Genomic DNA, 21,644 nt, shown 5'->3' with positions numbered 1-21,644 from the left:
ACGGTCGGCCGGCGCGGATCAGGCCAGCCGGCCGGGTGCCACGGTCACCCGGCCAGGTCGACCAGCCGGCCGGGGACGCCCGAGCCGATCAGGATCACCAGGCCGATGGCGACGAAGATCGCCGGGACCAGCCAGTGGTCGATCCGTCCGACCAGCCCGACCACCCGTCGGTGCCCGCCGAGCAGGGTGGCGACCCCGCACCAGACGCCGACCAGAGCGGCGAAGACCACCAGGTAGACAGCCCCGGCGCCCGGGTCGAGGGTGCGGAACACCGGGACGTAGACGGCGATGTTGTCGGCGCCGTTGGCGACGGTCACCCCGGCGATCCCGAGCAGGCCGCCGACCACCGGCGGTGGCGGGTCCTCGTCGGCGCGGGGGCGGCGGCGCAGCGCCCGGACGCCGAGCGCGATCGGCAGCAGCCCGAGCAGGCCGGTCCAGGGGTCGGGAACCACCAGCAGCCCGGCGGCGACCACCACGGCCGCCGCGACGAGGGCGGTGATGCCCAGGTACTGACCGGTGACGATCTGCCACCGGCGGGGTCGCCCGGTGCCGCGGGCGGCCACGAAGAGTACGGTCAGCACCACGATGTCGTCGAGGTTGGTGGCGGCGAAGACGGCCGTCGCCGCGCTCACGGTGCCCCACAGGTCGGTCACGACGGGCAGGTTACGGGCCGTCCACCCGGGTCGACACGGGGCGGGGTGGGTCGACGACCGTCCGGAGGGTCACTCTATCGGGTTGGCGACAATACATAGCGTGTCGGTTGGCGAAGAGTTGATATCTGGCGCATGATCGTTCGAGGCGGTCTAATAGGTATGACCGTATCCGAAGCGCACAGTCTGGGACGTGAGGAATCAGCATGGCAGCCACTGGCACAGCCACCAGCACTGAGAAAGGTCGCCGGATCGTCGGAGCCGAGCGTCAGACGCTCGCCAAGGACCTGGTAAAGCGGTACACCGGTGGGGAGAGCATCCGTGCGCTCGCCGCGTCCACCGGGCGATCCTACGGGTTCATCCACCGCGTGCTCACCGAGTCCGGCGTGCAGCTGCGTCAGCGCGGCGGTGCCCGACGTCGCAAGAAGGCGTGACCCGCCCACCAGCGTCGTCCATGAGTGCACCCGGGGCGGTCCGGTGACCGTCGAGACCGCCGGGGTGCGACTGCACTGTGCCGGGCCGGTCGCGACGGTGACGTTGTGCCGGCCCGACGTGCTCAACGCCCAGACCCCGGCGATGTGGCGCGCGATGAGTGACTTCTCCCGCGACCTGCCCGGCGACGTGCGTGTCGTGGTGGTACGCGGCGAGGGGCGGTCGTTCTCCGCCGGCCTCGACCTGTCGGTGGCCGGTGCCCAGGGGCCGGGTTCGTTCGCCGAGCTGTCCACCCTGCCCGAGCAGGAGTGCGCCGACCGCATCGCCGGCTACCAGCAGGGTTTCACCTGGCTGCACCGACCGGACGTGATCTCGGTGGCGGCCGTGCAGGGTCACGCCATCGGCGCGGGCTTCCAGCTCGCGCTCGCCTGCGACCTGCGGGTGCTCGCCGAGGACGCCCACTTCTCGATGGCCGAGGTGACCCTCGGCCTGGTCCCCGACCTGGCCGGTACGAAACGGCTGGTCGAGCTGGTCGGCTACGCCCGCGCCCTGGAGCTGTGCGCCACCGGCCGGCGGATGGACGCCGCAGAGGCCGACCGGATCGGGCTGGCCAGTCTGGTGGTGCCGAACGCCGAGCTGGACGACGCGGTACGGGACCTGACCGCCGGCCTGCTCGCCGGGAACCGGGACGCGGTGGTGGAGATCAAGGCGCTGCTCGCCGGGGCCGCCGGCCGTTCCCACGCCGATCAGCAGCGGGCCGAGCGCGAGGCGCAGACCCGCCGGTTGCGCGACCTCGCGGGCCGGGGCGACTAGGCGGCGCCGCTCGCGGGCCGGGGCGACCAGGCGGCGCCGCTCGGGAAGCACCGGGTGACCGTCGAGGTTGTCGTAGTCGTCGGGAGAATCAGTCCCGACGGCGTGTGCCGCCCACGACGCGGAGGTGTCCGATGTCCAACCCGATGGCGGGCGGCAACATGGCGGGCTGGAGCATGCTCCGGTCGATCCGCCAGGACGACGAGGTCTCCGCGCACCGGCTCAAGCGCGGCACCGCCCGGCGGATCACGGCCTTCGCGCACCCGTACCGGCGGGACATCGTCGTCTTCCTGGTGACCGTGGTGATCGCCGCCGTGATCGGGGTGGCCACCCCGGTGCTGGCCGGCCACGTGATCAACGCGATCAGCGGGGGCGGCCCGGAGGCCGGTGCCACCGTCGTCCGGTTCGCCCTGATCATCGGCGCGCTGGCCGTGGCCGACGCGCTCTTCTCCCTCGCCCAGCGGTGGTACTCGGCCCGCATCGGTGAGGGGATCATCCTGGACCTGCGCACCAGGGTCTACGACCACGTGCAGCGGATGCCGTTGCAGTTCTTCACCCGGACCCAGACCGGTGCGCTGGTCAGCCGGCTCAACAACGACGTGATGGGCGCCCAGCGGGCGTTCACCTCCACCCTGTCCGGGGTGGTCAGCAACGTCATCCAGCTCGTGCTCACCGCCGGGGTGATGTTCACCCTCTCCTGGCAGATCACCGCCCTCTCGCTGGTGCTCCTGCCGATCTTCGTGATTCCGGCGCGACGGGTCGGCAAGCGGCTGGCCGAGATCACCCGGGAGTCGTACGACCTCGACGCCAAGATGAACGCCACGATGACCGAGCGGTTCGGGGTGGCCGGCGCGCTGCTGGTCAAGCTGTTCGGCTCGCCCGAGGTGGAGGCCGACCGGTTCGCCGGGCGGGCCGAGCGGGTCCGCGACATCGGCATCCAGTCGGCGATGTACTCCCGTACCTTCTTCGTGGCGATGCTGCTGGTCGCCTCGCTGGCCCAGGCGCTCACCTACGGGCTCGGCGGCTGGCTGGCGGTCACCGGCGCGGTCAGCGCCGGCACCGTCGTCACCCTCGCCCTGCTGCTCACCCGCCTCTACGGTCCGCTGACCGCGCTGTCCAACGTCCGGGTGGACGTGATGAGCGCGCTGGTCTCCTTCGACCGGGTCTTCGAGGTGCTCGACCTGCGCCCCGGCATCGAGGAGAAGCCCGACGCGGTGCCGGTGCCCCGGGGGGCCGGGCGGGTGGAGTTCCGTGACGTCCGGTTCCGCTATCCGGCCGCCGCCGACGTCTCGCTGGCCTCCCTGGAGGAGGTCGCCACCCTCGACCGGACGGCCAACGAGCCGGTGCTCAGGGGCGTCTCGTTCAGCGTCGAACCGGGGCAGATGGTGGCCCTGGTGGGGCCCTCCGGTGCGGGCAAGTCCACCCTGTCCATGTTGGTCTCCCGGATCTACGACGTCACCGACGGCGAGGTGCGGGTCGGCGGGGTCGACGTGCGGGACGCCACCCTCGCCTCGCTGCGCGACGAGATCGGCGTGGTCACCCAGGACTCCCACCTGTTCCACGAGACGATCGCCGAGAACCTGCGGTACGCCAAGCCGGACGCCACCGACGACGAGATCTGGACGGCGTTGGCCGGCGCGCAGGTGGCCGACCTGGTGCGGTCCCTGCCCGACGGGCTGGAGACGACGGTCGGCGAGCGCGGGTACCGGTTCTCCGGCGGCGAGAAGCAGCGCATCGCCATCGCCAGGCTGCTGCTCAAGGCCCCGTCGATCGTGATCCTCGACGAGGCCACCGCGCACCTCGACTCGGAGAGTGAGGCGGCGGTGCAGCGCGCCCTGTCCGTGGCGTTGACCGGGCGTACCGCGCTGGTGATCGCGCACCGGCTCTCCACCGTCCGGGACGCCGACCAGATCCTCGTGCTCGACGACGGGCGGATCGTCGAGCGGGGCCGGCACGAGGAACTGGTCGCGGTGGGCGGACTCTACGCCGAGCTGTACCGCACCCAGTTCGCCGTCGCCGACTCGCCGGCCCCGTACGGGGAGCCGGATCAGCCCGAGCCGATCGTCACCACCGTGCCGATGGGCACCTACGTCGCCCAGGAACCGCTGCCCCCGGCCGTGGCCAACTAGCCGGCTGTGGCCAACTAACCGCCTGGCCGCCGTGGCCCCGGCCGTCGGGTCGTCCGTTCCCGAGGTGTCGTGTAAATGGTGACATTGAGGTAGGAGATTGCAGTACCACACATTGTTCTGCTATTGATGGAATTCAATTTCGAGCGTGCTTTCGAGTGGCGATTGTCTTACGATTGGTGGGTCGTCGACCGCCGGTCGATAGCGTATTTCCCTCTTTATGTCTGGAGTGAGGCATGCCGCACGTCCGTTCTTCCCGCTTCGTCCGTCTGCTGGCCGCGGCCACCGCCGGTGTGGCCGCCGTGGCCGTGCTCCCGATGGCCAGCGCCCAGGCGGCCACGGCCCCGTTCACCGTCTCGGTCACCGGCGGGTACAACAACACCCAGTCCCTCGGCACCGCCACCGGCACCGTGACGGGAACAGGGGGAAGCGCCCAGGCGAGCTACTCGGTGACACTGTGCGGACAGAGCACGTACCCGAGTTCCCGGGTGACCATTCAGGGTGGATCGGCCTCCGTCAGCCACACCGTCTACTACCAGAACTGCGAGACCTTCAGCGGCGACCTGGTCTCCAGCTACGGATTCGCCAATGCGCAGATCACCGTCTCCGGATCCACCTTCTACCCGGGCAACCAGTACACCACCTACACGAAGTCCAGGACGGTGTACTTCTGACCGTCAGCCGGCGGCGGCCGGGGGCGGCTGGCCGGTGACGGCCGCGCGTAGCTCACCGAAGGCGGCCCCCAGCGTCCGCGGGGTGAAGTGGGCGTTCAGACCGCTCGGGTTGGGCAGCACCCACAGCCGCGCGCCGGCCAACGGTTCCGGCTGCGGGCCGAAGCCGGCCTTCGGCCGGGCGAACCCGATGCGGTAGGCGGTCACCCCGACCACCGCCACCCAGGCCGGTCGGTAGCGGGCCACCTTGTCGGTCAGCGTCCGCGCCCCGGCCACCAGCTCCGCCGGGGTCAGCTCGTCCGCCCGCGCGCTGGCCCGCGCCACCATGTTGGTGATGCCCAGCCCGTACCCGGGCAGCGTGTCCTGTTCGCTCGGATGCAGCTGGCGCGGGGTGAAGCCGCCCCGGTGCAGGGCCGGCCAGAAGCGGTTGCCGGGCCGGGCGAAATGCCACCCGGTCGCCGCCGACCAGAGGCCGGGGTTGATCCCGACGAAGAGCACGGTCAGCCCCGGGCCGAGCACGTCCGGGATGGTCCGGTCCGCCGCCGCGGCCAACGCCGCCCGGTCCGGTCGCCAGGCGACCGGCTCGCGGGCACGGCCGACCGCACCCCCGAACCCACCGGCGGGGGTGGGGTCGGTCGGCTCGGGGGCGCTGCCGGTCGGGTGTGGGGTGGGGTCGGTCGGCTCGGGGGCGCTGCGGGCCGGGGTCACAGGCTGCGCAGGGCGCCGCCGTCGACCGGCACGCTGACCCCGGTGACGTAGCCGGCGGCGGGGGAGAGCAGGAAGGCGGCGACCCGGCCGAACTCGGCCGGGTCGCCGATGCGGCGCAGCGGGATGCCGGCCTCCACCCGGGACCGGGCCGCCTCGTCGTCGCCGAGCAGTTCCCGGCTGCGGTCGGTCAGGAACCGCCCCGGCAGCAGACCCAGCACCCGGACGCCGTACGGGCCGTACTCGTCGGCCAGGTCCTTGGCCACCCCGGCCAGGCCGGGCCGCAGACCGTTGGAGATGCCGAGGCCGGTGATCGGCGACCGGACCGAGGTGGACAGCACCAGGCCGATCGCGCCGCCGTCGGTGAGCGCGGCGGCCACCGTCCGGGCGGTGCGCACCGTGCCCAGGAAGACCGTCTCGAAGGACTCCCGCCACTGCGCGTCGCTGACCTGCGCGGCGGTGCCCGGGGGCGGCCCGCCGACCGAGACGAGCGCACCGTCGAGCCGGCCGAAGTGCCCGTGCGCGGCGGCCACCAGCCGGTCGGGGGCATCCGGGTCGGCCAGGTCGGCGACCAGGCCGATCGCGTGGTCGGGTCCACCCAGCCGGTCGACCGCCTCGGCGACCCGCTCCGGCGTCCGGGCCGACAGGACCACCCTCGCCCCGTCGTCGACCAGGCACCGTGCGGTTGCGAAGCCGAGCCCCCGGGACGCGCCGGTCACCACGTAGACCCGGCCGGTCAGTTCGAGATCCATACCCGCGATCCTGCCGTATCCGGGCCGGTGGGGTCAGTGGCGGGCCGGACGCAGCAGGCGTACCCGACCGGCGAGCTGGAGGGCGACGGCGTCACCGACGCGGGCGAACGCCGGCAACCGGCGGTGCCGGGGCGGCCGCCGACCGTCGTAGCGGTGGGCGGCCTCCCGGACGACCAGTTCCTCCGCGCCGAGCGGGGGAAGTGCCGCCCGGTCCCGCAGCTCGCGGGCGAGGTCCCAGCCGTCGCGTAGCGAACCGGCGGTGGGTCGGTCGGCCGCCCAGTCGCGGAAGGTGGCCCACCAGGCGTCGCCGAGGCCGGCGGCGAGCAGCGGCCAGTGCCGGGCGACCTCGCCGGCCCGCTTGCGCAGCAGGGCCGCCCGGGCGGCGTCGACCCGGTCGGTGGCGAAGCCGGCCGGCACCGGGGCACCCGCGACCAGGGCCGCGACCAGCGCGGCCTGCCGGGCGGCCAGCCCGGTCGGCCCGGTGGCACCGCGCGCGGGGGCCGGTGCGGCCGGGCGGGGCCCGGTCATGTGACGACCGGGTGGCCGGAGACGGCGGCGAGGGCGTCCAGTTCCGCCCGCAGGGTGGCGGCGGGCGGGTAGTGGCCGTCGCGTTCCAGCAGCAGCGGGGGTGGCCGACGACCGGCGCAGAGCGCGCCGACCAGCGCCAACACCTCTTCGGGCACCGGATCGGTGTGGGTGTCGTGGTAGAGCCCGTCGCGTTCCGCCCCGCCGGCCACGTGCAGGTAGGAGATCCGTTCCACCGGCAGCCGGTCGAGCAGGAGCCGTGGATCCTCACCCCGGTTGCGGGCGTTGGCGTAGACGTTGGCCACGTCGAGCAGGAGCCCCGCCCCGGTGGCGTCGAGGATCTCGGTGAGGAAGTCGGCCTCGTCCAGCTCGTCGTCGGGCCAGTCGAACAGCGCGGCGATCGGCTCCAACGCCAGCGGCACCGGCAGCTCCGCCTGCGCCCGCCGGACGTTGGCCACCACCGCCGCCACCGCCTCCCGGGTGCGCGGCAGCGGCAGCAGGTGCCCGGCCTCCAGGCCGCCGGCCCGGACGAAGGCGATGTGCTCGCTGACCAGAGGCGCGTCGACCAGCTCGGCCACCCGGGCCAGGTGCGTCACCCGGGCCGGGTCGACCGGTTCCGCACCGCCGAGGGAGAGCCGCACCCCGTGCGGTACGACGGTGACGCCGGCCTCCCGGAGCGCGGCCAGACCCGGCGGGAGCGGACCGGCCGGGGCGACCGACTCCGCCACCACCTCGACGAAGCGCAGCCCGGGTAGCCCGGCGACGAAACCCGCGATCTCCGGCCGCCAGCCGATGCCCACCCCGTGCGGGCCGGTCATCCGCCGCACCCGCCGCCCCCGCACCCGCCGCCGCCACCGCCGCAGGAGGAGGACGAGCCGCCGCTACAGGACGAGGTGCTGCCGCCGCACGAGGTGCCCGAGGAACCCGAGTAGCTGCTGCCGCTGCCGGCGTTCAACGCCTGCCGCTGGATGGCCGCCTGCGCGGCGAAGCCGGGGTCGAGCGCGTAGAGGGAGGCGGTGCCGAACAGGGCCACCCCCATCGCCGCGCCGGCCGCGCCGTAGGTCGCGTAGGCGGGGGAGGTGTCGGGGGAGAGGTGGTGGCTGCTGCTGCGCAGCTGACGCAGCGCGACGTTGGCCGTCCTGGTCCGGCGGGGCGTCCGGGCCAGCAGGGCGAACGCCACGCCGAGCCCGGCCAGGGCGAGCAGCAGCCAGCCGACGGGCCGTCCGTTGACCAGGCCGGCGACCAGCCGCACCACCCCCAGGGCCAGGAGCACCAGGAGCAGGTTGCGCCCTCGACGCAGTGCCCGGACCCCGTCGGCGTCGATCAGCAGGCCGTGTTGTTCCAGCCCGCGACGCAGTTCTTCCAGGGCGCGGGCCACGCCGGGATCCCGCACCAGCTTCCCGGCGGCGACCGGCCGGCGGGCGGCGTGCCGGATCGCGTGGTCGAGCGGGGTGACACCGGTGGGGGTCGGTCCGGCGGCGATCAACCGGCGGTCCGACCGTACGTCGATCGCGCCGGCCGCGCGCAGGCCGCCCAGGGCCGCCCAGACGGCGAGCTGGTCACCGCCGTTGAGGTAGGCGACCTGCTGGGGTCCGAGCTGGTCGGTGCCGGTGGCGTCGGGGGGACCGGCGGTGGTCCGGCGGCGGTGCAGCAGCGTGCCGACCACGGCGACGACGGCCACCATCAGGTAGAGCTTGAGGAAGAGCGGGCCGGGGATGCCCCAGGTGTCGCCCGGCGCGGCGAAGTTGTTCATCGGCTGCTCCTGTCGCGCGAGGGGGATCGCGGCCCCATTGTGGGGCAGCCCCGCCACGCCGGCACGGGGGCGGTGGGCGAGTTACCGAGCCGAGACCCGGTCCCGTCCACGCGGCCGGGTCAGTGCCGCCGGACGGCCTCCTCGACCAGGTCCAGCACGGGCCCGAGGTCACCGGCGGGCCGCCCCATGGCCAGGTGCAGCACCAGACCGTCGTACGCCAGCTCCAGGAACTGGGCCAGTACGTCGATGTCGATGTCCTCGCGGAGCACCCCGGCCTCGCGCTGCCGGACCAGCCGGTCCCGGGTGGCCTCGGCGATGGCGGCGGAGCGCTCCGCCCAGCGCCGGGCGAAGGCGGGGTCGGTGCGCAGCCGGCGGGAGACCTCCAGTTGACTGCCCAGCCAGCCGGTGGTGTCCGGGGAGACCGCGCGGGCCAGCAGGTCCCGCATCACCTGGACCAGGCCGTTGCGGGCGACCGTGGAGACCATCGCGGCGGCGTCGTCCTCGGCCACGGCGAGGAAGAGGGAGTCCTTGTCACGGAAGTGGTGGAAGATGGCCCCCCGGGACAGCCCGGTGGCCTCCTCCAGCCGGCGCACGGTGGCCCCCTCGTAGCCGTGCCGGGCGAAACAGGCCCGAGCCGCGCCGAGGATCTCCTGCCGGCGGGCGTCGAGCTGGTCCTGACTTACTCTGGGCACGGGTCGATCGTCGCAGGTGACCCTCCGCGAGGCAAACCGTACGTACGGCTTGCTATTTGCCCGTCGCCCCGGCTGCAGGACGCCCGTCCGGTTAGGATCGGCCGATGCCGACAGCCCCGGTCACCTCCCCTTACCCGCCCGCCGCCTGCTGCCCGACGGTCGTCGGCGGGTAGCTCGGCCCTGTCGGCGGCCGTCCCCTCTCCCGTAAGGTGCCTCAGTGCCGTTGCTCCTGCTCGACCTGGACAACACCCTGCTCGACCGGGCCGGGCCGTTCCGCGCCTGGGCCGAGGGTTTCCTGGCCGAGATCGGTGCGCCGGCGACCGACATCGACTGGCTGCTGTCCATCGACGCCGACGGCCTGACCGACCGGTGGGACATCGCCGACGCCATCCGGGACCGGTACGCGCTGCGCATCCCCTCCATCGACCTGGTCGAGGAGCTGTACGACGGGGTGGTCGGATACACCCGGCTGGACCCGCTGGTCGCCTGCGCGCTGCGGATCGCCGACGACGCCGGGTGGTTACCGGTGGTGGTCACCAACGGGTCGGTCCGGCTGGAGGACGCCAAGATCCGGCAGACCGGCCTGGACCGCTACGTCGCCGACTGGGTGATCTCCGAGGAGGCCGGGGTCAGCAAGCCCAACCCGCGGATCTTCGCGCTGGCCGCCCAACGTGCCCGGCTGCCGCTGCGCGGGGCGTGGGTGGTGGGGGACAGCCCGGAGGCGGACATCGGCGGGGCCGCCGCGGTCGGTCTGCCCAGCGTCTGGCTGCACCGCGGGCGGAGCTGGACCGACACCCGGTTCGCCCCGACCCGTACCGTCGACTCGTTGATCGCGGCGGTCTCGGTCGTGCTGGCCGGCGGATAAATCGGTGGTGCCGGTCGGGGGGATCCGCCAGCATGGGGCCACACGGACGCGCGTGACCGGGCGGTGCCCGGTCGAGGAGAGGAGGTCGGTCATGACCGTCTTCGCAGGGTCGTACCACCTGCCTCCATCAGCCTCGACCAAGGGATCACCAGCACCGTGCGTGACCACGACCTCCCGGCGCCGCAGCGCCGTGGCCGCGGCAAGAGCCGCTTCGACGACGACGAGACACCCTTCCTGACGTACGGCCGCCAGCCGGCCCGTACCGCCCCCGACGACGAACCCGATCCGGCGGACCAGTGGTCCTCCTGGGGCGAGGCCGTCCACGGACCCGAACCCCACCCGCCGTGGCTGGTCACCGAGCTGGCCGCCCGGGACACCGACCTCGGTGTGCTCAAGACCGGCAAGGAGGCGGACGTCCACCTCGTCCGCCGGGCGGTGCCCGACACCGACCGGTCCTGCCTGCTGGCCGTCAAGCGGTACCGGGACGCCCAGCACCGGCTCTTCCACCGCGACGCCGGTTACCTGGAGGGACGCCGGGTACGCCGGTCCCGGGAGAACCGGGCGATGGCCGGTCGGACCGCGTTCGGCCGGCAGTTGATCGCCGGCCAGTGGGCCGCGGCCGAGTTCTCCGCGCTGTCCCGGCTCTGGGAGATCGGTGCCGCATCCGGGCGGATCGCCGTGCCGTACCCGGTGCAGCTGCTCGGCACCGAGCTGATGCTGGAGTTCGTCGGCGACCCCGACGAGGGGACCGCCGCACCCCGGCTGGCCCAGGAACGGCCCGACCTGGCGCAACTGCGCTCACTCTGGGCACAGCTCGTCGACGCCCTGGTGGTGCTGGCCCGCGCCGGTTACGCCCACGGCGACCTGTCGCCGTACAACCTGCTGGTGCGCTCGGGGCAGCTCGTCGTGATCGACCTGCCGCAGGTGGTCGACGTGGTGGCCAACCCGCAGGGGCCGGAGTTCCTGGCCCGGGACGTCCGGGTGGTGGCCACCTGGTTCACCGCCCGGGGGCTGCCCGCCGTCGACACCGACCCGGCCGAGCTGACCGCGATGCTGCTACGCGAGGCGGGGGTGCGCTGACCGGGTGCCGCCCCGGACGACCCACCGTCCGGGGCGGCACCGGTGCTCACTGGAGGTAGCGCTCCACCTCCGACACCGGTCGGGCACCCTGGGCCTCCGGGTCGCCGTGGGCCTCGCGGGCCGCCCGGCGGCGACGCAGCAGGTCCCAGCACTGGTCCAGCGACTCCTCCAGCGCACGCAGTCGTTCCCTGGCCTCGTCGTCGGTGCCGGACTCGTGGGCCTGGGCGGTCGACCGGAGCCGGTGCTCCTCGTCGACCAGTTCCGAGATCCGGTGCAGGATGGTCTTGTCGTCCATGTGCATGAGCCTGGCACAGCGGGGGCGGCTACGCCCGTGTTCGGGGTCGGCCGGCACCGGCCACGGGCCTCACCACCACCGTCGGACCTGCGTCACCCGGCCCTGTCGCCATGATCAGCTGAGCTTGAGCGATGGTGGTACCGGCTGCTAGCGTGCGCCGGGTTCAGGTGTGCCGTGACGCGTCGGGCGTCCGGCGGCCACGGTCCGGCCCGGGGGCGGTGTGATGGGTTCCGGCAGCACGCGTCTGCGTACCAAAATCGTCGCCCTGCTCACCTCGCTCGTCGCGCTCTGGTCCTTCGCCGCCTGGGTCACCGTCCGGGACGGCTTCAACCTGCTCTGGGTCCAGACCCTCAACAGCCGGGTGGCCGACCCGGGGGAGTCGCTGCTCACCGCGCTCCAGGACGAGCGTCGGCTCGCCAACGCCTACCTGGGCGAGCGCGGCCAGCGGCAACTCGACGCGTTGACCACCCAGTGGCAGCGCACCGACCAGGTGGCCGACGACTTCGGCACCTCGGTGGGTAGCTGGCAGGCGGAACTGGCCACCGGTGAGGACACCCGGCGTCGGGTGGACGAGGTGCTGACCGGCCTGAGTGGCCTGACCGGGGTACGCGAGTCGGTCCGCGACGCCGGGGTGAACCGGGCCGAGGCGTCCGACGCGTACACCGCGATCCTCGCCGCGGTGCTACGGATGTACGGGTCGCTCGGTCAGCTCGACGACGCGCGGATCGCCGCGGAGAGCGAGACCCTGGTCGACCTCTACCAGGTGCGGGAGCTGATCTCCCAACAGGATGCCCTGATCACCGGCGTGCTCGCGGCGGGCCGGATGACCGGTGACGAGTACGCCCGCTTCGCCCAGCTGGTCGGTGCCCAGCGCTACCAGACCGCGGAGGCGGCCGCCGAGCTGTCGCCGGCCGACCGGGTCCGCTACGACCAGCTCGCCGGCTCGGACGCGGTGGCCCGGTTCCGGGTGCTGGAGGACCGGGTGATCCAGCAGTCCCGGTCGGGAACCGCCCTGCCGACGACCACCGAGGAGTGGCAGTCGACCGTCGGGCCGGCGATGCAGGCCCAGGTGGACTTCGCGGTGACCGTCGGCGACGCGCTCATCGACCGGGCCACCCCGGTCGCGGTCGGTGTCATCGTCCGGCTGGTGCTCGCCGCCGGCCTGGGCCTGATCGCCGTGATCGCCTCCATCGTGGTGTCGATCAGCACCGCCCGGCACCTGGTCCGCCAACTCGCCCGGCTGCGGGACGCCGCGCTGCGGCTGGCCCACGAACGGCTGCCCGGCGTGGTGGACCGGCTCGGCCGTGGCGAGGACGTCGACGTGGCCCGGGAGGCCCCACCGCTGGACTTCGGCGACGACGAGATCGGCCAGCTCGGCCGGGCCTTCAACGCCGTCCAGGAGACCGCGGTACGCACCGCGGTGGAACAGGCCGAGCTGCGCCGCAACGTCCGGGCGGTGTTCCTCAGCCTGGCCCGGCGGACCCAGGCGCTGGTGCACCGCCAGCTCACCCTGCTCGACGCGATGGAGCGGCGGGAACACGACGCGGAGGAGCTGGAGGACCTGTTCCGGGTCGACCACCTGGCCACCCGGATGCGGCGCAACGCGGAGAACCTGATCGTGCTCTCCGGGGCCACCCCGGGCCGGGCCTGGCGGCGCAACGTGCCCATGGTGGACGTGGTGCGGGGCGCGGTCGCCGAGGTCGAGGACTACACCCGGGTGGACGTGCTGCCGCTCGGGCCGGTCGCGCTCGCCGGCCGGGCGGTCGGCGACGTGATCCACCTGCTCGCCGAGCTGATCGAGAACGGGCTGTCCTTCTCGCCGCCGCAGACCACCGTCGAGGTGCGGGGCCGGTTGGTGACCGCCGGGTACGTCATCGAGATCGAGGACCGGGGCCTGGGCCTGACCGGGGAGGAACTGGTCGCCGCCAACCGTCGTATCGTGGACCGGTCCGAGCTGAACCTGGCCGATGCCGCCCGGCTCGGGTTGTACGTGGTGAGCCGCCTGACCGAGCGGCACGGGGTCAGGGTGCAGCTCAAGGAGTCGGCCTACGGGGGCACCACCGCCGTGGTGCTGATCCCGGCGGAGCTGGTCGTGCCGGCGGACCCGAGCCCGTCCGGTGCGCTGCCGGTCGTCACCGGCCGTCCGGCCGTCCCCGAGCCCCCGCCGGCCGCCCCCGATCCGGTCTCCGCACCCGCCGCGCCGCCGGTGGCTCCGGCGGCGGCACCGCCGTCGGGGGTGCTGAGCCCGGCCGGTCTGCCGACCCGGTCCCGCAAGCGGCGGGTGTCGCAGGACGCCCTGCACGCGCCGACCGTCCCGACCGGCCTACCGGTGACCCGTCCCCGCCCGCACGCCCCGGACGGCCCGGTCACGGACCCACCACCGCCCACCGACGACGGGGCGCCCACCCGCGACGGTGCCGCGCCCGGTCCGTCGACCGACGGTGGTGCCGCCTCCGGTCCGTCGACCGACGGTGGTGCCGCCTCCGGTCCGTCGACCGACGGTGGTGCCGCGCCCGGGCAGCCCGTGGACGGGCCGGACGCTGACGCCACGGTCCCGCTTCCGAACCGGTCGGCCGGGCCGGTCCCGGCCGACCAGACGACCCCCGAGGGGCAGACGGTGGACGACGGTGACCGTCCGCCGTCGCCTACTGTGGAGGGGTCGGTGACCGACGCCGGTCTGCCGGTGCGGGTGCGACAGGCCAACCTGGCCCCCGAGCTGCGGACGCTCCCGACCAGCGGGGAGGCCGGGGCCGGCGGTGCGGTCCGGCGGGCACCCGAGCAGGTGCGCCAGATGATGAGCGCCTACCAGTCGGGCACCCGGCGGGGGCGGACCGACGCGGCCCGGCTGCTGGAGGGCAGTCGCGCCGGCGACCGGTCGGACGACGGAGACGACCCGACGACCTGACGGCGTCGCGGCCCATGCGACGCCGCCGACGGGTACGACAACCGAGCACGGCGGAACCGCCGGGGAAGAGGACGACGAGTGGGGCAGACGACGGCATCCGGTGCCGACCTGACGTGGTTGCTGGACGATCTGGTCGGCCGGGTGAAGCAGGCCGAGCACGCTGTCGCGCTCTCCACCGACGGCCTGCTGATGGCCGCCTCCCAGGGCATGGGTCGGGACGACGGGGAACACCTCGCCGCGATGGCCGCCGGCATCCAGAGCCTGGCCCGGGGCGCCGGCAAGCGGTTCGGCGGCGGGCAGGTCCAGCAGACCATCATCGAGATGGAGTCCTCGTTCCTGTTCGTCACCGCGGCCGGCCCGAACGCGTGTTTGGCGGTGCTGGCCGGCACGGACGCCGACGTCGGCCTGATCGCGTACGAGATGGCGATGCTGGTGGCCCGGGTGGGCAAGTACGTGGCGTCCCCGGCCCGGGGTGTCGACCAGCCCTCCGGCGGGAACTGACCGCGATGGCGGGTGAGGGCGACACCGGGGACGAGCGGTGGGTCGACGAGCACGCGGGTCCGGTGGTGCGCCCGTACGCGGTGACCCGGGGTCGGGCCCGCCCGGTGACCGGCTCGTTCGACCTGATCTCCCTGGTCACGGCGACCCGGACGACCGTCGCCGAAGAGGGCGGGCTGGGGCCCGAGCACGTGGCGATAGTGGCGCTGACCCAGCGCATCCAGTCGGTGGCCGAGGTGGCCGCCCGGCTGGACCTGCCGGTGGGCACCGTCCGGGTGCTCCTCGGTGACCTGGTGGCGCGGGACCTGGTCCGGGTACAGGAGCCCCGGGAGCCGTCCGGTGTGAAGGACGAGAGTATCTACGAGGCGGTGATCAATGGACTACGGGCACTCTGAACGTCCGGCGGGGGCGCGGGTGCTGCCCACCGCGCTCAAGGTTCTGGTGGCGGGCGGGTTCGGGGCGGGCAAGACGACACTGGTCGGCGCGGTGAGCGAGAGCCGTCCACTGCGTACCGAGGAGGTGCTGACCGAGACCGGCATCGGCGTCGACGACCTGTCCGGAGTGGAACGCAAGAGCACCACCACGGTGGCGATGGACTTCGGCCGGATCACCATCAGCGACGACCTGGTGCTCTACGTCTTCGGCACCCCGGGGCAGGACCGCTTCTGGTTCCTCTGGGACGAGTTGGCGGTGGGCGCGCTCGGCGCGGTGGTGCTGGCCGACACCCGGCGGCTGGCCGACTGCTTCCCGTCGATCGACTACTTCGAGGGGCGGGGCACCCCGTTCGTGGTGGCGGTGAACTGTTTCGAGGGCGCCCGGCGGTTCGGCCTCGACGAGGTGCGCACCGCGCTGGACCTGGACCCGGAGGTGCCGCTGCTGCTCTGCGACGCCCGGCTGCGGGAGTCCGGCCGGGACGTGCTGATCACCCTGCTGGAGCACGCCATGAAGACCCGGGACTCCCGACGCCGCCCGGCCGGCGGCCGCTGAGCGGCGGATTCGTCCGGCGGCCGCTGACCGGACCCGGCCGGCCGTCGTAGGCGAAACGGGCCTCTCCCGGTGGGAGAGGCCCGTTTCGCTGCCCGTGGATCAGCTCGCGATCATGCGGCGCAGCACGTACTGCAGGATGCCGCCGTGCCGGTAGTAGTCCGCCTCACCGGGGGTGTCGATCCGGACCACGGCGTCGAACTCCACGCCGGTGTCGGTGCTGACCCGCACCGTACGCGGGGTGTCGCCGTCGTTGAGCGCGGTCACCCCGGTGACGGAGAAGGTCTCCGTGCCGGTGAGACCGAGCGACTCGGCGGTGGTGTCCACAGGGAACTGCAACGGCAGCACGCCCATGCCGATCAGGTTGGACCGGTGGATCCGCTCGTACGACTCGGCGATGACCGCCCTGACGCCCAGCAGCATGGTGCCCTTGGCCGCCCAGTCCCGCGACGAGCCGGAGCCGTACTCCTTGCCGGCCAGGATGACCAGCGGCACGTCGGCGGCCTGGTAGGCGGTGGAGGCGTCGTAGATGGTGGTCTGCTCGCCGGTCAGGTGGTTGACCGTGAAGCCGCCCTCCACACCCGGGACGAGCTGGTTGCGCAGTCGGATGTTGGCGAAGGTGCCCCGGATCATCACCTCGTGGTTGCCGCGACGGGAGCCGTACGAGTTGAACTCGTGGCGCGGCACGTCGTGCTCGGCGAGGTACCGGCCGGCGGGGGAGTCGGCCTTGATCGCGCCGGCCGGGGAGATGTGGTCGGTGGTCACCGAGTCGCCCAGCTTGGCCAGCACCCGGGCACCGGCGATGTCCCGGACCGGCTGCGGGTCCTTCGCCATGCCCTCGAAGTACGGGGGCTTGCGGACGTAGGTGGAGTCGTCCGCCCAGGCGAAGGTGTCGCCGGTCGGGGTGGGCAGCGACTGCCAGCGCTCGTCGCCGGCGAACACGTCGGCGTACGCGGCGCTGAACCCGGTCGCGCCGATCGCGGCGGCGATGACGTCCTGGATCTCGGCGGTGTTGGGCCAGATGTCGCGCAGGAACACCGGGTTGCCCTCGGTGTCCTCGCCGAGCGGCTCGTTGGCCAGGTCGATGTCCATCGTGCCGGCCAGCGCGTACGCCACCACCAGCGGCGGGGACGCCAGGTAGTTCATCTTGACGTCCGGGTTGATCCGGCCCTCGAAGTTCCGGTTGCCGGACAGCACCGACACGACGGCCAGGTCGTTGTCGTTGACCGCGGCGGAGACCTCCTCCGGCAGCGGGCCCGAGTTGCCGATGCAGGTGGTGCAGCCGTAGCCGACCAGGTTGAAGCCGAGCTTGTCCAGGTAGGGGGTGAGCCCGGCGCGCTCGTAGTAGTCCATGACGACCTTGGAACCGGGGGCCAGGGTGGTCTTGACCCACGGCTTGCGGCTCAGGCCCTTGTCGACGGCGTTGCGGGCCAGCAGCGCGGCCCCGATCATCACCTGCGGGTTGGAGGTGTTGGTGCAGGAGGTGATCGCCGCGATCACCACCGCGCCGTGGTCCAGCTCGTACTCCACCCCGTCGCTGCCGGTGACCCGGACCGGGTTGCTGGCCCGGCCGCCGGCACCGACGGCGGCGGTCTCCAGGTCGCGCGGCTCGTCGGCCGGGTCGCTGAAGTCGTTGGCGGGCGGGTCGCTGGCCGGGAACGACTCAGCGCTGGCCTCGTCGGCGGGGCCGTTCGCGCCCCGGGGGAGCTGCTCGCGGGCCACGCCGGGCTTGAGGTCGCGCTCACCGGCGGAGTCGTCGGCGACGTAGTCGGTCAGCGCCGAGCGGAACAGCGTCTTGGCGGCCCCGAGCGGCACCCGGTCCTGCGGCCGCTTCGGCCCGGCCAGGGACGGCTCGATGGTGCCCAGGTCCAGCTCCAGGCGCTCGGAGTACGCCGGCTCGTGGTCCGGGTCGTGCCAGAGGCCCTGCTCCTTGGCGTACGCCTCGACCAGCGCCACCTGGGCGGCGTCCCGGCCGGTCAGCTCCAGGTAGCGGACGGTCTCGGCGTCGATCGGGAAGATCGCGACGGTGGAGCCGTACTCGGGGGACATGTTGCCGATGGTGGCCCGGTTGGCCAGCGGCACGGCGCTGACGCCGGGGCCGTAGAACTCGACGAACTTGCCGACCACACCGTGCTTGCGCAGCATCTCGGTGATGGTGAGCACCAGGTCGGTGGCGGTGGTGCCGGCCGGCATCTCGCCGGACAGCTTGAAGCCGACGACCCGGGGGATCAGCATGCTGACCGGCTGGCCGAGCATCGCGGCCTCGGCCTCGATGCCGCCGACGCCCCAGCCCAGCACGCCCAGACCGTTGACCATGGTGGTGTGCGAGTCGGTGCCGACGACGGTGTCCGGGTAGGCTGTCTGGCTCCCGTCGGGTCCCTTTCGCGCCATGATCGTGCGGGCCAGGTACTCGATGTTGACCTGGTGCACGATGCCGGTGCCGGGCGGGACGACCTTGAACTCGTTGAACGCGCTCTGGCCCCAGCGCAGGAACTGGTAGCGCTCCCTGTTGCGTTCGTACTCCAGCTCGACGTTGCGGGCGAAGGCGTCCTCGCGGCCGAACAGGTCGGCGATGACCGAGTGGTCGATGACCAGCTCGGCCGGGGCGAGCGGGTTGACCTTGGTGGCGTCGCCGCCCAGCTCGCGCACCGCCTCGCGCATGGTGGCCAGGTCGACCACGCACGGTACGCCGGTGAAGTCCTGCATCAGCACCCGCGCCGGGGTGAACTGGATCTCCACGCTCGGGTCGGCGGTGGGATCCCACGCGCCGAGCTGGGAGATGTGGTCGGCGGTGATGTTCGCGCCGTCCTCGGTCCGCAGCAGGTTCTCCAGCAGGATCTTCAAGCTGTAGGGCAGTCGGTCGTGCCCCGGCACCTGGCCGATCCTGAAAATCTCGTAGCTCGCGTCTCCGACGCGTAGCTGGGTCTTCGCACCGAAGGTGTCGAGGCTCGCCACGTCGTACTCCTTCACACCAGCGACCGTGAGTAGTCCTGAGCAGTCTGTCGCACCGGGCGGAACGTCGCCCAGGTTAGGTAACACTTACCGCCGATTCGTCGGCTTCAACAAAACCGTACGTCCGTCTTGCTATTGACGCAACCTGGTGCCAGGGTTCGGGACGGGCGGCGACCGCCGGGGTCGGTCCGGTGGGTCGCGCGACCGTCGGCCGGGGCCGCAGCCGGCGGACGCTATGGTCGTGCGATGGCACCGGTCAGGCAGTTCCAGGTCACCGTCGACTGCGCGGACCCGGAGCGGGTCGCCCGCTTCTGGTGCGAGGTGCTGGGGTACGTCGTGCCGCCACCACCGCCGGGGTTCGCCGACTGGACCGCGTTCGACCGTGCGCTGCCGCCGGAACGGCAGGGCTCCGCCTTCGCCTGCGTCGACCCCACGGGGGTCGGTCCCCGTCTGTTCTTCCAGCGGGTGCCCGAGGGCAAGATGGCCAAGAACCGGCTGCACCTCGACGTGCGGGTCGGCACCGGGCTGGTCGGCGAGCAGCGGGTGGCCGCGCTGGAGGCCGAGTGCGCCCGGCTGCTGGCCCTGGGCGCGACCCGGGTACGTCTGCTGACCGCCGACGGGTTCAACGAGTCGTGCCTGGTGATGCAGGACGTCGAGGGCAACGAGTTCTGCCTCGACTGAACGCCCGGCAGCGCGTCGCACTATCGTTTCCGCCGTGCACATCCGTTTCGACGTCCCCGCCGACCCCGCCTACCCGGGCCGGGTGGCCGCCGCGCTCAGCAGCGTCCGGCTGCGCCGGTTCACCCTCATCGGCGCGGCGCTGGCGGCGGCCGGGGCGGCGGGTCTGCTGGTCTCCCGGGGCGGCCGGCTCTCGTCGCTGTGGCTGGTGCTGCTCGTGGGCGGGCTGCTGTCGATGCTCTACGCGCCCTGGGTGCGCTGGCGGGCCCGCCGCCGCTCCGACGACTACGCGGTCGAGGGCGGCTACGACATCACCGACGACAACATCATGATGCGCAGCGGCTCGGAGTCCGGCGGCATCGCCTGGGACGGGGTGGCCCAGGTGCGGGAGGCCGGCGACTTCTGGATCGTGTACGTCGGCCGGATGCCGGCGACGGTGATCCCCCGCTGGCTGATGTCGGCCGGGGACGCCGAGACGCTGCGCGCCTTCATGGCCGCCCGCGGTCTGCTCCAGCCCCGCTGAGCCGTACCGTCGCCGGCCGGCACCCGGCCGACGGCTGCCCCACCCGGTCCGGCGCGGGTAGGGTTCGAGGCCGGGTCGGAAGGGGTGCGTAGTGGTCGACGTTCAGCACTGGCTCTCCGCGCTTCCTCCGGGCGTGGTCTACCTGATCGTCGCCGGGGTGATCGGCGTCGAGAGCATGGGTGTCCCGTTGCCCGGCGAGATCGTGCTGGTCAGCTCCGCGTTGCTGGCCGCCACCGGAGTGGTCGAACCGCACTGGGTCGCCACCGCCGCGGCGTTCGGCGCGATCGTCGGCGACTCCGTCGGGTACGCGGTGGGTCGCCGGGGCGGCCGTCCGCTGCTGGCCCGGCTGGGGCGGCGCTTCCCGAAACACCTGGGTCCGGCGCAGATCGCCCGCGCCGAGCAGAGCTTCGCCCGGCACGGCGTCTGGGCGGTCTTCTTCGGCCGGTTCGTCGCCCTGCTGCGCATCCTGGCCGGGCCGCTGGCGGGTGCGCTGCACGTGCCGTACCGGCGGTTCCTGGTGGCCAACGCGGCCGGCGGTCTGGTCTGGGCCTTCGGCACGACCTACCTGCTCTACAGCCTCGGGCGGGCGGCCGAGCACTGGCTCAAGGACATCTCCTGGGCCGGGCTGGTGCTGGCCGTGCTCGGCGGGCTGGTCAGCACCTGGTGGTTGCGCCGCCGCGCCCGCCGGCTGGAGTCGACCACCACGGCCGACGAGGCCGAGCCGGTCGGGGCCGGCACCGACCGCTGAACCGCACGGTCGGCCGCCGGGCGCGGGTGCCGGCGGCAGCGCGACGAGCGGGCCGACCCGGATGGGGGTCGGCCCGCTCGGTGTACGGGGGTCAGGACGAGTAGCCGCGGGTGGCGATCCAGTCGGCGAGGTTGTCCACGCTCATCCGGTAGGTGGCGGTGTCCGGGTCGGCCGAGTCGGCGATCGTCACGGTCTTCCCACCGTCGCGGTAGCCGATGACGCTGATGTAGTGGCCACCCTCGAAGGCGTGGGCGTTGCCGTCGGTGTCCACCGCGGTGCCGGCGATGTTGGCCACCACGGCCCGGCCGTCGTCGACGGTACGCACGATGTCGGCGCGCAGCTCGTCGGTCTGCCTGTCGTCGGCCCTGGCACTGCGGATCTCGGTGCTCTCGTACGCCTTGCGGCCGGTCTCCTTGTTCAGGACGGGGGTGATGTCGTTGATGCTGTCGGTGCCGTCCTCGGTGGTACGCATCTCCTTGGCCATGGCGTCGACGTCGATCTTCTTGCCCTGCACGGACAGGGCGTTACGGGTGGCGGCGGGGCCGCAGTAGTAGAAGTTCGGCTGCGCCTGGTAGTCGACCTTCAGCTCACGCTCGCCGGCCGGCCGGCGCTCGGCCTGCACGGAGGCGGGTGCGCCGGTACGGGCCTCGACGGCGTAGGCGGCGGTCAGCGGGCCGGCGATGGCGCCGGTGGTGAAGGCGAGGCCGGCAGCGGTCAGAGCGGTCTTGCGGATCAGATCGGTACGCATGGTCGCGTGCTCCTCTGCATCGGGGGTGTGGCGCACGCCCACAGGGGGTGGGGCGCGGCCGGAAGCTCGGGGGATCGCCCGGCGGTCGGGGGGACCTGCTCGGGCGTCCGGGGGAGGTGTAACCGACCCGGTGGCGACCGCATTCCGCGATCGGGGGTCCAGGGCCGTCCCCCGGCGGCGGGGGAGTGGCGGTGGTATGCCAGATACAACGCCCCGCCCCCGGCGGCGATTCCGCCGTGGGGGTGGCCCCGG

General features: G+C 73.2%; 23 protein-coding genes. 13 read left to right on the top strand and 10 right to left on the bottom strand.

What is annotated here, in order from left to right; genetic code table 11:
* Nucleotides 1-44 precede the first annotated feature (44 nt).
* Entirely contained in the window at nt 45-653 is a 609-nt protein-coding gene (locus O7612_RS20900; protein ID WP_282266752.1) for a cadmium resistance transporter, read from the bottom strand.
* Between the two features lie 203 nt (nt 654-856).
* Between O7612_RS20900 and O7612_RS20895 the strand changes: the two genes are divergently transcribed.
* The 4 genes from O7612_RS20895 to O7612_RS20880 all read left to right on the top strand — a co-directional run bounded on the left by O7612_RS20895 (nt 857) and on the right by O7612_RS20880 (nt 4,692).
* Nucleotides 857-1,084: a helix-turn-helix domain-containing protein gene (locus O7612_RS20895; protein WP_007072022.1), complete on the top strand. Its 228-nt coding sequence runs from the start codon at nt 857-859 to the stop codon at nt 1,082-1,084.
* Between the two features lie 43 nt (nt 1,085-1,127).
* Nucleotides 1,128-1,895, top strand: coding sequence for an enoyl-CoA hydratase/isomerase family protein (locus O7612_RS20890; protein ID WP_282266750.1), 768 nt, complete (start codon nt 1,128-1,130; stop codon nt 1,893-1,895).
* 143 nt (nt 1,896-2,038) lie between these two features.
* Nucleotides 2,039-4,021, top strand: coding sequence for an ABC transporter ATP-binding protein (locus tag O7612_RS20885; RefSeq protein ID WP_282273979.1), 1,983 nt, complete (start codon nt 2,039-2,041; stop codon nt 4,019-4,021).
* 233 nt (nt 4,022-4,254) lie between these two features.
* Entirely contained in the window at nt 4,255-4,692 is a 438-nt protein-coding gene (locus tag O7612_RS20880; protein ID WP_282266748.1) for a hypothetical protein, read from the top strand.
* Between the two features lie 3 nt (nt 4,693-4,695).
* On the opposite strand, the gene mug is transcribed toward O7612_RS20880, so the two are convergent.
* The 6 genes from mug to O7612_RS20850 all read right to left on the bottom strand — a co-directional run bounded on the left by mug (nt 4,696) and on the right by O7612_RS20850 (nt 9,116).
* On the bottom strand, nt 4,696-5,241 hold the full coding sequence (gene mug / locus O7612_RS20875; RefSeq protein ID WP_282273978.1) for a G/U mismatch-specific DNA glycosylase: 546 nt from the start codon (nt 5,239-5,241) through the stop codon (nt 4,696-4,698).
* A gap of 152 nt (nt 5,242-5,393) precedes the next feature.
* Nucleotides 5,394-6,146 carry an SDR family oxidoreductase gene (locus O7612_RS20870; protein ID WP_282266747.1) on the bottom strand — a complete coding sequence of 251 codons (753 nt, stop codon included), beginning with the start codon at nt 6,144-6,146 and terminating at the stop codon, nt 5,394-5,396.
* Nucleotides 6,147-6,179: 33 nt separating this feature from the next.
* Nucleotides 6,180-6,674: a hypothetical protein gene (locus O7612_RS20865; protein ID WP_282266746.1), complete on the bottom strand. Its 495-nt coding sequence runs from the start codon at nt 6,672-6,674 to the stop codon at nt 6,180-6,182.
* A complete protein-coding gene (locus tag O7612_RS20860) occupies nt 6,671-7,489 on the bottom strand; it encodes a DUF692 domain-containing protein (protein WP_282266744.1) in 819 nt (272 codons plus the stop codon). Before O7612_RS20860 ends, O7612_RS20865 begins: the two co-directional genes overlap by 4 nt.
* Entirely contained in the window at nt 7,486-8,424 is a 939-nt protein-coding gene (locus O7612_RS20855) for a TIGR04222 domain-containing membrane protein (RefSeq protein ID WP_282266742.1), read from the bottom strand. The genes O7612_RS20860 and O7612_RS20855 overlap by 4 nt, the downstream gene beginning before the upstream one ends.
* Before the next feature lie 119 nt (nt 8,425-8,543).
* A complete protein-coding gene (locus tag O7612_RS20850) occupies nt 8,544-9,116 on the bottom strand; it encodes a TetR/AcrR family transcriptional regulator (protein WP_282266740.1) in 573 nt (190 codons plus the stop codon).
* A gap of 217 nt (nt 9,117-9,333) precedes the next feature.
* Here O7612_RS20850 and O7612_RS20845 point away from each other — a divergent pair, with 217 nt between their 5' ends.
* Together O7612_RS20845 and O7612_RS20840 are read left to right on the top strand one after the other, a co-directional pair.
* The gene (locus O7612_RS20845; RefSeq protein WP_067304316.1) at nt 9,334-9,981 is read left to right on the top strand and encodes an HAD-IA family hydrolase; all 648 of its coding nucleotides are present in this window, start codon (nt 9,334-9,336) and stop codon (nt 9,979-9,981) included.
* A 156-nt stretch (nt 9,982-10,137) separates the two neighbouring features.
* Entirely contained in the window at nt 10,138-11,061 is a 924-nt protein-coding gene (locus O7612_RS20840; protein WP_282266736.1) for an RIO1 family regulatory kinase/ATPase, read from the top strand.
* 46 nt (nt 11,062-11,107) lie between these two features.
* Here the strand turns inward: O7612_RS20840 and O7612_RS20835 are convergent, their stop codons facing one another.
* Nucleotides 11,108-11,362, bottom strand: coding sequence for a DUF2630 family protein (locus O7612_RS20835; protein ID WP_282266734.1), 255 nt, complete (start codon nt 11,360-11,362; stop codon nt 11,108-11,110).
* A 217-nt stretch (nt 11,363-11,579) separates the two neighbouring features.
* On the opposite strand from O7612_RS20835, the gene O7612_RS20830 reads away from it, so the two are divergent.
* From O7612_RS20830 to O7612_RS20815, 4 genes are all read left to right on the top strand, one after another.
* Nucleotides 11,580-14,261, top strand: a complete 2,682-nt coding sequence (locus O7612_RS20830; RefSeq protein WP_282266732.1) for a nitrate- and nitrite sensing domain-containing protein — start codon at nt 11,580-11,582, stop codon at nt 14,259-14,261.
* A gap of 78 nt (nt 14,262-14,339) precedes the next feature.
* On the top strand, nt 14,340-14,762 hold the full coding sequence (locus tag O7612_RS20825; RefSeq protein WP_282266731.1) for a roadblock/LC7 domain-containing protein: 423 nt from the start codon (nt 14,340-14,342) through the stop codon (nt 14,760-14,762).
* Nucleotides 14,763-14,767: 5 nt separating this feature from the next.
* On the top strand, nt 14,768-15,154 hold the full coding sequence (locus O7612_RS20820) for a DUF742 domain-containing protein (protein WP_282266730.1): 387 nt from the start codon (nt 14,768-14,770) through the stop codon (nt 15,152-15,154).
* Nucleotides 15,135-15,746 (top strand): ATP/GTP-binding protein, encoded by a 612-nt coding sequence (locus tag O7612_RS20815; RefSeq protein ID WP_282266729.1) that lies wholly within the window; start codon nt 15,135-15,137, stop codon nt 15,744-15,746. The genes O7612_RS20820 and O7612_RS20815 overlap by 20 nt, the downstream gene beginning before the upstream one ends.
* A gap of 99 nt (nt 15,747-15,845) precedes the next feature.
* Here the strand turns inward: O7612_RS20815 and O7612_RS20810 are convergent, their stop codons facing one another.
* The gene (locus O7612_RS20810; protein ID WP_282266728.1) at nt 15,846-18,713 is read right to left on the bottom strand and encodes an aconitate hydratase; all 2,868 of its coding nucleotides are present in this window, start codon (nt 18,711-18,713) and stop codon (nt 15,846-15,848) included.
* Nucleotides 18,714-18,941: 228 nt separating this feature from the next.
* Here O7612_RS20810 and O7612_RS20805 point away from each other — a divergent pair, with 228 nt between their 5' ends.
* The 3 genes from O7612_RS20805 (at nt 18,942) to O7612_RS20795 (ending at nt 20,644) form a co-directional block, all read left to right on the top strand.
* Nucleotides 18,942-19,376 carry a VOC family protein gene (locus tag O7612_RS20805; RefSeq protein ID WP_282266727.1) on the top strand — a complete coding sequence of 145 codons (435 nt, stop codon included), beginning with the start codon at nt 18,942-18,944 and terminating at the stop codon, nt 19,374-19,376.
* 34 nt (nt 19,377-19,410) lie between these two features.
* A complete protein-coding gene (locus O7612_RS20800; RefSeq protein WP_282266725.1) occupies nt 19,411-19,896 on the top strand; it encodes a YcxB family protein in 486 nt (161 codons plus the stop codon).
* A 91-nt stretch (nt 19,897-19,987) separates the two neighbouring features.
* Nucleotides 19,988-20,644 carry a DedA family protein gene (locus O7612_RS20795; RefSeq protein WP_282266723.1) on the top strand — a complete coding sequence of 219 codons (657 nt, stop codon included), beginning with the start codon at nt 19,988-19,990 and terminating at the stop codon, nt 20,642-20,644.
* A gap of 91 nt (nt 20,645-20,735) precedes the next feature.
* On the opposite strand, the gene O7612_RS20790 is transcribed toward O7612_RS20795, so the two are convergent.
* Complete coding sequence (locus O7612_RS20790) at nt 20,736-21,392, bottom strand: C39 family peptidase (protein ID WP_282266721.1); 657 nt, start codon at nt 21,390-21,392, stop codon at nt 20,736-20,738.
* Nucleotides 21,393-21,644: the final 252 nt, after the last annotated feature.

This window comes from Micromonospora sp. WMMD987 (genome assembly GCF_029581435.1).
Classification (GTDB): domain Bacteria; phylum Actinomycetota; class Actinomycetes; order Mycobacteriales; family Micromonosporaceae; genus Micromonospora; species Micromonospora rifamycinica.
Note: the sequence above shows the minus strand (reverse complement) of the source record. Positions and strands in the feature narration are given on the sequence as shown.